The organism is Oryzomonas sagensis, assembly GCF_008802355.1.
Classification (GTDB): Bacteria; Desulfobacterota; Desulfuromonadia; order Geobacterales; family Pseudopelobacteraceae; genus Oryzomonas; species Oryzomonas sagensis.
The window spans coordinates 1,632,581-1,645,039 of sequence record NZ_VZRA01000001.1; the positions used below are offsets into that span (position 1 = coordinate 1,632,581).

General features: G+C 60.3%; 10 protein-coding genes and 1 pseudogene. 3 read left to right on the forward strand and 8 right to left on the reverse strand.

The features are described 5' to 3' along the window. Nucleotides 1-210, forward strand: a 210-nt coding sequence (locus tag F6V30_RS17320; protein ID WP_246163309.1) for a hypothetical protein, incomplete at its 5' end; no start/stop codon positions are given. A gap of 70 nt (nt 211-280) precedes the next feature. On the opposite strand, the pseudogene F6V30_RS17515 reads toward F6V30_RS17320, so the two are convergent. The 6 genes and pseudogenes from F6V30_RS17515 to F6V30_RS07605 all read right to left on the reverse strand — a co-directional run. Continuing rightward, nucleotides 281-613: pseudogene (locus F6V30_RS17515) on the reverse strand (cohesin domain-containing protein); the annotation flags it as partial. Nucleotides 614-801: 188 nt separating this feature from the next. Continuing rightward, complete coding sequence (locus F6V30_RS07585) at nt 802-1,362, reverse strand: hypothetical protein (protein ID WP_151156299.1); 561 nt, start codon at nt 1,360-1,362, stop codon at nt 802-804. Between the two features lie 67 nt (nt 1,363-1,429). Beyond that, nucleotides 1,430-6,229, reverse strand: coding sequence for a chitobiase/beta-hexosaminidase C-terminal domain-containing protein (locus tag F6V30_RS17430; protein ID WP_151156300.1), 4,800 nt, complete (start codon nt 6,227-6,229; stop codon nt 1,430-1,432). A gap of 75 nt (nt 6,230-6,304) precedes the next feature. Then, entirely contained in the window at nt 6,305-6,640 is a 336-nt protein-coding gene (locus F6V30_RS07595; protein WP_191965601.1) for an FKBP-type peptidyl-prolyl cis-trans isomerase N-terminal domain-containing protein, read from the reverse strand. A gap of 32 nt (nt 6,641-6,672) precedes the next feature. After that, the gene (locus F6V30_RS07600) at nt 6,673-7,050 is read right to left on the reverse strand and encodes a hypothetical protein (protein WP_151156302.1); all 378 of its coding nucleotides are present in this window, start codon (nt 7,048-7,050) and stop codon (nt 6,673-6,675) included. A gap of 15 nt (nt 7,051-7,065) precedes the next feature. Next, the gene (locus F6V30_RS07605) at nt 7,066-7,731 is read right to left on the reverse strand and encodes an FKBP-type peptidyl-prolyl cis-trans isomerase (protein ID WP_151156303.1); all 666 of its coding nucleotides are present in this window, start codon (nt 7,729-7,731) and stop codon (nt 7,066-7,068) included. A gap of 695 nt (nt 7,732-8,426) precedes the next feature. On the opposite strand from F6V30_RS07605, the gene bioB reads away from it, so the two are divergent. Further along, nucleotides 8,427-9,419, forward strand: a complete 993-nt coding sequence (gene bioB, locus F6V30_RS07610; RefSeq protein WP_151156304.1) for a biotin synthase BioB — start codon at nt 8,427-8,429, stop codon at nt 9,417-9,419. 126 nt (nt 9,420-9,545) lie between these two features. Further along, the gene (gene bioD, locus F6V30_RS07615) at nt 9,546-10,262 is read left to right on the forward strand and encodes a dethiobiotin synthase (RefSeq protein WP_151156305.1); all 717 of its coding nucleotides are present in this window, start codon (nt 9,546-9,548) and stop codon (nt 10,260-10,262) included. 181 nt (nt 10,263-10,443) lie between these two features. On the opposite strand, the gene F6V30_RS07620 is transcribed toward bioD, so the two are convergent. After that, on the reverse strand, nt 10,444-11,190 hold the full coding sequence (locus tag F6V30_RS07620; protein WP_151156306.1) for a GltB/FmdC/FwdC-like GXGXG domain-containing protein: 747 nt from the start codon (nt 11,188-11,190) through the stop codon (nt 10,444-10,446). A 152-nt stretch (nt 11,191-11,342) separates the two neighbouring features. Then, on the reverse strand, nt 11,343-12,455 hold the full coding sequence (locus F6V30_RS07625; RefSeq protein WP_151156307.1) for a class II glutamine amidotransferase: 1,113 nt from the start codon (nt 12,453-12,455) through the stop codon (nt 11,343-11,345). Nucleotides 12,456-12,459 lie beyond the last annotated feature (4 nt).

The following is a 12,459-nucleotide window of genomic DNA, read 5'->3' on the forward strand; positions in this document are numbered from 1 at the left end:
TACCACCACTACCACCACTACCACCACTACCACCACTACCACCACTACCACCACTACCACCACTACCACCACTACCACCACTACCACCACTACCACCACTACCACCACTACCACCACTACCACCACTACCACCACCACCACCACTACCACCACCACTACTGCTACTGCCGCTGTCACCACTGCCGCTATCACTACTGCCAGTGCCGGTAGAATTGCTTACAGCGCTCCCACTGCTGTTGATCAGGTTGGAGGAGGCTATAGAAGGGGTGCTTGTTCCCCGATGGGTCCCAAAGGTGATGGTGGCGATCGTGCCGCTGCCTGAAAACGATGCGCTGCTGACGACGATGATTCTGATAGACCCGGCAACGTTGGTGTTGGCTGCCATCATTGCACCGGAAATGAGACTTCCCTGGGTGACCGCCGGCGATGCCAGGGCCGCTGTGTCGTATTTCAGGGTCATCTCGATACCCGACACGCCATCCATGCTGTTTCCCTGGATGGTATAGACGCCGTTACCCGAGGAAGCGACGGTCATGGACGCCCCCAGGGAAAGCGAAGCGCTTGCCAGGATCAAGGTTGCCGCCACAAGGATACGTCCGATATGTCGAGTCATGGCTTGTCTCTTTCTGCCGGATGAAATTTGTTAGGTATGAGCATAGCTTAGGGCGGAATTGATGGCAACGAAATTCAGCGTATCTTCACCTGCCGCCGTTTGTTTCAGAGCAAAGCTGGTAACGGATGTGCGCCCCGTTACCAGCTTTCTTGTAAAGCACTTTTGTCCCTGGGCGTATGGAGCGTCGGTTATTGATATGTTGTCGCAAAGTTGATTTTGCTGCCGGGTAAGAGGCTCAAGATGGGACCCGGGAGTTCCTGCCCGACTGTCGGCGCGGGGTCAACTAAAGGCATGGACGCAGGAACGGCGCCTGCCGTGGCGAGGGTAAAGTTGATGGTCGCAAACTCGACTCCAGTGCCGGTGTTGGCGGTCGTACTGCTTTTCAGCGGCACCCTGCCGTTATTCACCATAGAGATGGTCAGCACCCTGCTGCCGATATCGTAGGAGCTCAAATTGAAATCAGACGACGAAGCCAGGACCGGTCCGGATGGCACGATGACCCCTTTGCGAAGCGGGCAAAGGCCCGTCGTGGCGCCAGGAGTCGATGAGTAATTCACCAAGACTCCACTGGGCACATTCATCGTTGTCTGGATGGTTACCACTGTGCTGGTGGATGTCATATTGCCGAACAGGTAGGCTTTGGTGGTCGCTTTCGTTACAGAACCGCCACCGCCCCCTCCTCCTCCGCATCCGGCAAGTGTTAGAGCGAAAAAAACGCTGATCATTGTTGTCGTCACATATTTTTTCATAGAAGAACTCCCCTGGTTTGGTGTCGTGTAAGGCAGGCCTCCTTTTCGGAGGCCTGCCTGCGTATCACTAGAACGTTGCTATCAGGCCAAGGCTGCGGAGTAGGATGGCGTAGACGTCAAGCAGGTCGATTTTGCCGTCCGGTTTTGCCGCTCCGTCTTTGTAGGGAGCAACGTCGGCATGAACGAGGTCCATCGGGGTGGGCGACGCGAAACCGGTGGCGATGTGGAGCGCCTTCAGGGCGCTGGCCAGGTAGCCGCTGGTGCCCGGCAGCAGGCCATCCTTGTTGCCTAGGAGGATCGAGGCCGTGATAGGGGGATAGGTCGTGCCGCCCCCCAGATTGGTGTCGGTGAATCTCACGTACACGGTCTTCAACCCCTCGCCGCTGGTCAAGGTCCAGCTTGGCGTCATGGTTACGGTGACGCCCGCGGTCATGTCCGGCGAGGCGAACGGCCCGGACCAGGTTGAGCCGTCGTTGGAGAGTTCGTAACTGGCAATCCCCGTTGGATCGAAGGCCTTCAGCGTCAGCGTGACATTGGGGGTCGACGTCCAACTGGCCCCGTTGTTGATCTGGGCGCTGGCGACCAGGTCGATCGTCGCCATGTTCCAGGTGCCGCTCTTGACCGATTCCGTGTTGCCGGCGCTGTCAATGGCAAAGTATTTGATAGTGGTTGACGAACCGGCGGCGGTATTGATCTGAATCGGGGCTGCATAGACCAGGGAGCCCGTAGTCGGTGTGGTGCCGTCGGCGGTGTAGTAGATGGTGGCGGTCTCGTTTGCCGTCAGGGTGACCGCAAGCGAGCTGCCATTGGTGTAAGTGCCGGGAACCGGGCTCGGCGTGGTGACCGGCGGGGTCGTATCCAGGGTGACGGCGGCGGTGATCGGAGGATACTGGACACCGGTGGGCAACGACTTGTCGCGGAAACGGGCATAGACCGTGCGCGGTCCGTCGCTGCCCGTAAGAAGAGTCCAGGTCTTGGTGGTCGCGTAGGGCTCCTCGCCGCTCCAGTTGGTGCCGTCGTTGGAGAATTCCATGGTGGCGACGCCCACCGGGTCATAGGCGTTCAGATTGAGGGTAACGGCCAGGGTCTTGGTCAGGGTCGCGCCGTTGTTGATCTGCATGGTGGCCACCAGGTCCGGCACATGGATGTACCAGGTGTCGGTGTGGACCGCTTCGGCCGTGCCGTTGACGTCGACGGCAAAGTAGTTGATGGTGGTGGTCTGGGTCAGCGTGATCGGCCCGGTGTAGGGAGGCATCGCCGTCGTGGGCGTGCTGCCGTCCAGGGTGTAGTAGATGGTCGCCGGCGGCGCGTTGGTCGTTGCGGTCAGGGACACCACCACCGGAGCCGCCGAATAGACGGCGGGGACCGGGCTGGCAACCGTTACCGGCGGACTGGGCGGATTGTTGACCACATGGGTAATGGTCGCGGTGGCAACCGGGTTCTGCCCTGCGCTGGTGCGGGCTTCGACCGTGATGGTGTAACTGCCCACGGCTGCGGTATCAGGCAGGGTCCACATGTCGTTGGTGCCGAAAGGCTGTACCTCGACCCCGTTGAGCAGGAAACGGTACTGGTAGACCACGGCCAGGGCCGGATTGCCCGATGTCGCGCCCGTACCGGCGGCGGTGAACGAAACATTGGTGCCGACCACATGCCCCACCGGCTTGCCGTCGGTGATGGTCACACCGGTGGCGGCGGTCCAGGTGGCCGTGGTGACCGGTGAGCTCTGTGTGGCGCTCGATGGGTTGTTCGGCGTTGAGTAGTCGTTCAGGGAGATGACGGCATAGGTGTATGTCGTCCCCGGATTCACCGTGGTATCGGTATAGATCGGCGGATAACCCGGCAAATAGGATACCTCCGCCAATGCGGTGAAACCTGTGGGATACGTGTAAGGACCGGCGCCGGAAGCGCGAAACACCTGGAAACGGCTGGGCGTGGAAACAGGTGCGCTGTCGGTCCACTGGAGCACGATCTGGTTGATGTTCGGATTGGTGTAGGTGGTGACATAGTTCGGCAGACCCTGTACTTGAACCCCACCAATGCTGGCGACGAGGCCGCTCGGAGAAAGCGGGGGCGCCGAGGATACGCTGAATATGACCGGTCGCATGAAGTCGTTTTCCTCATGACCGAGGATATGGCAGTGCCAGACGTATTCGTAACCGTAGTCCGTGGGATCGTTGGGTACGTTTACGGCAAGACCGGCGACCGGTGTGCCCCCCTGGCCGAGATTGCCGATATCGGTCGTTGCGATAGGGGCGTGGAGGGCCATGGTCGGGTCGATGAGGCGATTGCTTCTGGGAAGAGGCAGGCCGGCGGCAGTGGGGTCCGTATTCAAGCCCACCCAAGCGTTGGGCAACGCCTGCGCCTTGGGCCGCAGGGCGACGATGATGTCCTCCAGCGGATTCATGCGGACGGTCTCGTTCCAGCCCAGTTCGTTTTCGTCCGGCGGACGGATGGCGCCGTCCCAGCCGACCCGGTTCAGGACCTGCACGTCGAACATGTGGAAGTGCACCGGGTGGGTATCGACACCGTTATGGGTTATCTTCCAGATCTGGGGATGCCCGTCCACGATCCGCTCCGTGGCCGGTTCGGCGTACCCCATGGGGATGGTCGTCTGGTTGAGCTGGGTGGTGAAGGGGAGTTCGATCCCCAGGGTGGCGTTCATGCGCCCGTAGGGGTCCCACAACTCCTGGATGGCCTTGGGCTGGAAGGGGATGGTCACCGGTATGGTGCTCGCGGTGTAGTCGCGATTCAGCGGATTCAGGGTAATGGCATAATCCTGGATCTTGGCGTATTGCTCCGTCGGCGCGGTAACGCCCCACGCCGCCACGGGATAGGTCGGCTCGGGGATCAGGGGCGCAGGCTGGCTGGCCTTGAAAGCTGCCGGCAGGGCCGCTTTGAGGTTGGCCAGCAGGTTGGGATTCGGCTGCGGTGCGCCCGCCACCCGGAACTGCATGACCGTGCGGGTATTGGGGCCGTACCCGCGCAGGGTCGAGGGGGCGCCGCCGCTGGTGGTCTGGTCCGGATTGCCGGTGTAGTAGTCGATACGCGTATCGAAGGCCGGGACCGGCGCCGGGGCGTCGTTGTAGAGAATAATGTTCTTGCCGATGTATTTCGGGTCGGAAAAGTCGATGATCACATCGGCACGCACCGCAGACCCCAGGAAGAGGTTCTTTTCCTGGACGTTCAGAACCACGATGTCGCGGCGGTTATAGTTGTAGTTGACCGGCTGGTTGGGGTGAACGACCGGGTTGGGCAGAATGCCGCTCTCGTTGCCGATCTGGATGATATTCGGTCCCATGGTGGTCGGGTCCGGCACGCCGCCGGCCCTGCCGTCGGTGGGCCAGACAGCCACATCCGGGAACGGCCCGGCCGGAAATGACGGCGTGGGGGCGGCCGCCACCATCTTTACTTCCGTGCCCAGGGGATCGTTGGGATCCGCGACGAAGAGGCTCAGGTTGAGCATGCGGTCGTTGGAGGCGTTCAGGATGCGGAACCGGTACGGTTTCGGCTCTACCGTCAAGTAGGGATAGGCGGTGCCGTTGACCAGCATGGTGTCCATGAACGCTTCCGGTGTCGTGGAAGGCTCGGGCAGGGTCGCCTTGTCCGCCGCGACCGCTACGGGCGGCCAGAACCAGGGGCCGTAGTCCCAGCGCCCGAAGGGGTTCGCCCCGCCCGGGCTGGTGGGGTCCTGGTTCCGTTCATAGACATGGGGGAACCAGAGGTCGCCGTAGACGCCCCAATTGTTGGCCACCCCCTTGGAGCTCTTTGTCCAGAGGGCGTCCTGGGTGTCTATATTCTTGGGAACAAAGGTCTTGTCCTGGATGATCAGGGGAATCCCGTAACGGTATTCGCAGACCGCCGTCCCCCCGCCGGGGCAGATGTTCGGCAGGGTCCCGTTGTTGATCAGCCCCTCTTCCACCGGGTCGGTTATCAGGTAGCCGGCCGCCTCGCCGGCATAGACGTTCAGGCGGGTTATCCCGAGGGAGTGGTCGTGGTAGAACATCATGCGGCCGCTCTGCTGGTTGGTCCAGTAGAAGGTAAGTTCTCCCGGGTTTGTGCTACCCATGTCGGGGACGTCCCGGGCAGAGGCCCCCTTCTGGTAGGGGGTCGATATCTCGTTGACCGGCACCGTCCACTGGTGGGGGGTGCCGTCGCTGATCCAGGGGGAGTTGCCGCCATGGAGGTGGAGCGTGGCGCGGTTTTGGGTGTAGTTGCCGCTGTAATTGGTGAATGCGGGGACCGTGGCGCCGATCGTGCTGGCGATTGCGGACGTGGTAACCGCCGGGCCCCGTCCGGCGCCCATCAGGCTCGTATCCACCGGGATGAACAGTTTGCCGGCATTGCCCGTGGGGAGCAGGTTCCTGAACCTGACGCGGACCGGCACATCCCGCTGGGCGATGATCATTGGGCCCAGATACTGGGTGGACATGTTGGCGAAGCTGGCGTTGAGGTCGCGGTAGCCGCGCAGCCTGGTCTTTTTCGGCAGGTCGGAGTGCATCTTCTGGGAGTACTCCACGAGCCCGATCTCATAATAGTCGGAAGCGGGTATGGCGGTCACCCCGTCCGTTGCCGTTGTTGGCGGAAATGTCGGGCTGGTGACCTTGTTGGCAATCGGGATGTAGCTTCCCAGGTTGTTTTCGTTGCAGGTTCCGACCCCCGGTGGACTGCTCATGGTGCAGTTGGGGAGCCCCAAGCCGGGAAGCTTGTCGACAAATTTCCGGAGGGCCGTGCCCGAAAGGCCACCGGAGGGGGTGTTGGCGTAGTAGGTGCCACCTCCCGGTCCTGCCTGGACCCGTGGGGGGCTCCAGAGGAAAACGGCAATTACCAACACCAGTCGTAGCAACATCCAGAATTGTTCTCTTTTCATGATGCCCCTCTCTTTACATGGTGAAAAGCCAGATACGCCGCGTCTTTTTCAAATACTCAAATACAGGTCGACCTTTCATGGTTTTTTCTCGCCGGCACCCCCCCGCCTCGCCAGCGACTGTTTTCGCCGTATGTCGCTCTGAACAGAGATCAGGATGCTTCGAAGCTCCTTTTCCGAAACAAGGAGTTTTTCGCCGGACAATGCGTCCCGCATGCCTTTCGTAACCAGATCCAGATTCAATTCCAGTCCCTGATTTTTGAAATTCCTGGCAACCTCAACCCCTATGGCGTACTGGATTTTGTCGCCGGGGGAGTTGAACCGTTGCCGTTCTTCACCACGGGATGGGGCCGCAATGAGGCATATTCCCGTCAGGGCCAGCAGAAATGGGGGCAAGAACGATGCGTGCGGCATGGAAAACTCACTTTCTGCTCGTAATGGTTTCGTCATGGCCTGCTGTTCATTATCTTCTGGAGGCGCGCCGCCTTGGCGTTCTCCATGGTGTCTGTCGCCATGCGCCGCTGCTGACGACCACCGGTCGTTTGTGGCAAGGGGCTGTCCGGGGCCGGTTCCGCAAATCCACTATGGGCAGAGGGCACTGAAGACACGACGGCGGCCGGCTCTTTCGGAACCGCTTCGACCGTCGGAGCGGCAACGGGAGCCGCAGACGCCTCCGGTGGTGCCGGAGCGGGAGCAGGATTTCCCATGCAGCTCGCCTCGATACGGTCCGGGTACTCTGTGACCCTGCAAGTATCCGAGGCGTGGGCTGTCGTAAATCCCGACAGGACCAGGGCTATGGTCAATGTCACCTGTGTTCGCGTCATAGTTGTGCCTATCCCTTATTTTCTCACCTCAAGCAATTCGACCTCGAATACCAGGGTGGCACCCGGCAGGATCAGGTCACCCGCACCGGCATCTCCGTAAGCGATACTGGACGGGCATACAAGCTTTGCCCTGCCGCCGGCCTTCATCTTTTGCACCCCCTCGGTCCAGCATCTGATGACACCATCCAGACGGAGTTCGGTGGGCTTGCCGCGCTTGTACGAACTGTCGAATTCTCTGCCGTCGGGCAAGGTGCCGCGATAATGCACCTTAACCGTATCGGTGGGGCCCGGGCCTGCTCCGGTCCCCTCTTTCAGCGAAAGGTACACCAGCCCCGAATCGCTCCTGACGGCGCCTTGTTCCCTGGCCGCCTTATCGAGAAAATCCTTGTTGACGGCCGCCAGCTTTTCGCCTTGAAGCTTGCGGCGCGCCCTGGCCAGTTCCTGGACCTTGCCGCTGTAAACGCCCGGATCGACCTGCGGGCTCAGGCCGTTTGCGCCATCGGTAAGTCCCTGTTTGACGATCTCCACCTCTGCCGGGGTGAGGCTGAAGGCGGCCAGCGAGCGGGACACGAGCAGGCCGAGGGCATACAGTGTCTTTTGTTCCTCTGTTTTGGGGGCTTCCCCGGCAAATGCCGAGCAGGCGATAAGGAGTGTTGAGAGCGTGACGGCAAGTTTTTTCATCGGTGGTCCCCCGTTCATTTCATGAGATGCAGGTTGCATGATCTACAATACTGATGATGCTTGAAAATAGGAGGTAGCACATTCATAACAATTTGATATATATAATAAAAATTAAATAGTACGTCGCAATATACCTGGAGGTACTCCCTGCCGGTCGTGGGGGGGGGGGGGGGGGGGGGGGGGGGGGGGNTCATTTCATGAGATGCAGGTTGCATGATCTACAATACTGATGATGCTTGAAAATAGGAGGTAGCACATTCATAACAATTTGATATATATAATAAAAATTAAATAGTACGTCGCAATATACCTGGAGGTACTCCCTGCCGGTCGTGGTTCATCGCACCGTGTTGCGATGAACCACGGGGATTGCACAGCAGCATTTGTGGCTCTATGCGAATTTTTGCGAGAAGTAATGCACTATGTATACCGAACGGAAATTTATATGTATATGTCTGAATTTATTATATTTTATCAGGGTGAGTCAGAAGGTGTCTGCGGCCCTTGTGCAACGATAGTTGCAAGCTGGTCAGAGAAATACGACAGAAGCGTGTGCCAGAAAGGAGATACTCCCCTATGAAAACAATGTGGCAGGTGCAATAAATATTGCTCTTTGGTCGACTGATAGTAAACGTAGCGTGGAGCTGTGGTTGACAATGGCGATGAGTCGTGATATTGCACGCAGAGGAGGAATCATGAAAGATACTATGCAAAAGCTGGCCGACTCTGTGATCTCGGGTTATCGTCTTGATCGCGACGACGCCGTGCGCCTTGGAGATGTCGAGGGGGCTGAGTTCTACCGGTTGCTGGCCGAGGCGGGCCGCATTCGGGAACATTTTGTCGGCAGGGCGGTAACGCTCTGTTCGATCATCAACGCCAAATCGGGAACCTGCCCCGAGGACTGCGCATTTTGCGCCCAGTCCGCCCACCATTCGACCCAGGCCGCGGCGTATCCGCTTGTGGACGAGGAGCAGATGATCAGTTGCGCCAAAAGCGCCGAGCAGCACGGCGCTTCCTGCTACGGCATCATCACCAGCGGCACGGGGATCGGGAACAGGGATGAACTGGAGCGGATCTGCCGCACCCTGGAGCGCATTCGCCGGGAAGCGGGCATTGCGCCGTCGTGCTCTCTGGGGATCATCGATTATGAGACCGCCTGCCTTCTCAGGGATTCGGGCATGGTGACCTATCACCACAACCTGGAAACCGCGCGCAGTTTTTTCCCGAACATCTGCAGCACCCATGATTACGAGCAGGATGTGGACACGGTCCGGGCCGCCAAGCGCGCCGGCCTCAAGGTCTGCTGCGGCGGCATCTTCGGGCTGGGGGAGACCTTTGCCCAGCGCGTCGAGATGGCCCTGACGCTGCGCGAACTGGGGGTGGATTCCATCCCGGTCAATTTCCTCGACCCGGTGGAAGGCACCCGCCTTGAGCATGCGGACTTCCTGACGCCGCTGGAGTGCCTCAGGACCATCGCCGTGTACCGCTTTCTCTTGCCCGACCGGCAGATAACGGTTTGCGGCGGCCGCGAGAAAAACCTGCGCGAGTTGCAGTCGTGGATCTTCATGGCCGGCGCCAGCGGGATGATGACCGGCAATTATCTGACCAAGGCCGGCCGGAATCCTGCCCTTGACCGCCAGATGGTGGCTGACCTCGGGCTGACCGTTGCGCCCTGCGGGTGTTCTTGAGCCAGGGGCTCGCCGGAAGAGTCGCCGCCGTTCCGCCGCGCCCATGTGCGTGCTCCGTGCGGCCGTTTTTTCAGGATTCGGGTGATCTCGGCATGGATTTATATTCCATTGAATCAGGGAGTCGTCATGGGTAAAGGCATATTTGTAACCGGCACCGATACCGGCGTGGGCAAGACCATCGTGACCGCCGTCTTGGCGCGGCTCCTGCGGATGCGGGGCATCCGCGTCGGCGTCATGAAACCGGTGACCAGCGGCTGCCGGGAGGTGGAGGGAGAGCTGGTCTCCGATGACGCACTTCTCACGTGCCAGGCCGCGGGCATCTCCTGCAGCGGGGACGTTACCCCCTACCTGCTCCGGGAGCCGCTGGCCCCTGCCGAGGCGGCAAAGATCGACGGCATCGCGATCGAATTCGCCCGGATTCGGGAATCCTTTGATCGTCTGACAGCGGCGTACGACTTCGTGATCGTGGAGGGGGCCGGAGGACTGATGGTGCCGCTGGTCGGCGGATTCCTCATGGCGGATCTGGCACGGGAGCTGGACCTGCCGCTGCTGGTGGTGGCGCGCCCCAATCTGGGGACCGTCAACCATACCGTGCTGACCTGCTTTGCCGCCCAACAGATGGGTATTCCGGTCTCCGGGGTCATCATCGACAATTTTCCCAAAGAGCCGGACCTGGCCGAACGGAGCGCGCCCCATTATATCGGTTCCCTGTGCGGAGCGCCGGTGCTTGGCGTCTGGCCCCATGAGGCCGCCTCCGACCAGGCGGCGGCAGTGGAAGGTCTGGCCGCCTGGTTGGACCGACAGCCGGAAACGGCCATTGTACTGAGGGAGTTGGGGGTCTGAAGCGGGGAAGGGCAGGGGGCAGGGCGGGCAGTCGTCAGCCGGCCGGTTACCGTCGGCTGATTGCCGCCAAGGGGATGGCCCGATGGCCTTGTCCCCCGGAAATATGGCAATGGAACGGAAAAACCCCGCCAATGGTGCTTGGCGGGGGTTTTTTGTGGCGCGGATCGAATCGTGAAGCGAATTACCTGGGCATGGGACAGTACATGTTGCCGTAGGGGCGCTTGCTGCGGGGCAGCACCTTGACGAACCGCTCCTTGAGCACCTCGTGTACATCGAGTTTGAAATCCCGGCAAAACTCGGCGACGTATCCTTCCAACTCCGCTCGATCATGGTCGTCCAACTCGAAAACGCCGACCTCCTTGGCCAGGCGGGACTCATCCACGCCGCCGCGCACGTAGATCACGCCGCCGTGCATGCCGGTGCCGAACAGATAGCCATGCTTGTCCTTTGCCGGGTCGTCGGTGAACATGCCCAGGAGGATCAGCACGCCGCCGGCCATGTATTCGCCGAAGAAGTCGCCCGCCTTGCCGCCGGCAATCAGCACCGGCTTGTTTTCCTGGTAGGACTTCATGTGGATGCCGACCCGGTACCCCACATCCTTCCTGATGTGGATCCTGCCGCCGCGCATGCCGTAGCCCAGGACGTCGCCGGCGTGACCGTGGACGATGACCTTGCCGGCGTTCATGGTGTTGCCGATATTGTCCTGGCCGTTCTCGTTCACGATGATGGTTGCGCCGTTCATGAATGCGGCCAGATCGTTACCCGGGACGCCGTTGATGGTGATGGTCACCGGCTTGTTGATGCCGTCGCCGATGAAGTACTGGCCGTTGACGTTGTTCAACTCGATCTGGTCCGTACCGGCCAGCACCGCCTCGCGTATGGTGGTGTTGAGATCCCGGTAGTAGATTCCCTGCGCGTTTATCTTCATATAAGCTCCTTAACAGGCCGTTGAAAAACCCAGGTTGTTCAAAAATAGTCAGATCGTCGCACCCGGAGAAGGCCCTGAGGAGGCGTAGCAGCGCTACGCCGCACGAAAGGGCCTTCGAGGATGGCGGCGAGATGGCTGTTTTTCAACAACCGCTAAACGTTTCCTTCCACCATGGCGATGACCGGCTCTCCCCCCCGCGGCGTCCAGATGCGGGCAGGAGCGGGGCATATCTCGCGGATGGCCGACTCTTCGGAGGCCATGTAGACGAAGTCGTCCTTTTCGGCGCAGACGAGCGGCCGCAGCTTGACCCGGTCATTGAGCCCGATCAGCCCCTTGTTGCTGGCGAACAGGATGGCGAACGGTCCGTTTAAGAGGGCGCTGCCGTAAATCTGGCGGATGGCGGTATAGAGATCCCGCTCGTTCTGGGGGAGCTGATCGATCAGCGACCAGAAGGGGGGCGCCAGGGCGGTGCAGGCCAGTGCGGGCGACAGCCCGTGCTTGCGGATCAGCAGGTCGAGCGTGTAGGCCACCACCTCGGTGTCGGTCAGCATGGTGCACAGGTAGCCGTACATCTCCAGGTAGCGCTTGTTGATGCCGTAGGACGAAATTTCGCCATTGTGGACGATGGACCAGTCCAAAAGGGTGAAGGGGTGTGCGCCGCCCCACCAGCCGGGGGTATTGGTGGGAAAACGGTTGTGGGCGGTCCAGATATGGCCGCTGTACTCCTCGAGGCGGAAAAACTCGGCGATCTCTTCGGGAAAACCGACCCCCTTGAAAGCGCCCATGTTTTTGCCGGAGGAAACCACAAAGGCCCCTTCGATCTCGTGGTTAATGGCCATGACGTGGCGGACGATGATGTCCGAGTCGGTCATGCCCTGGTATTCCACCGCTTCCCGGTACTCGTCGGTCTCCAGAGGGGTGACGAAATAGCGCTTGAACACCGGAGGATTGGCGATCGCCCTGGTGCGGCGGGTCGGAATATCTTCCTGCAGTTCGATGTGGAAGTTCGCATCCAGATATTCCTCGGCCAGTTGCAGGGCCATGGCGTTCTCGTACATGAGGTGAAAGGCGTAGAACTCCTTGAACTCCGGATAGATGCCGTAGGCGCCGAAACCGCCTCCCAACCCGTTGCCCCGGTCGTGCATGAGCGAGATGGATTTGATGATCACCGAGCCTTCGACCCGGGTCCCCTTTTTGGAGATGAAGCCGGTCAGGCCGCAGTTGGAAATGTCTTTCTGGAAGATGTGGGTAGGTTGTGGTTTCATAGAT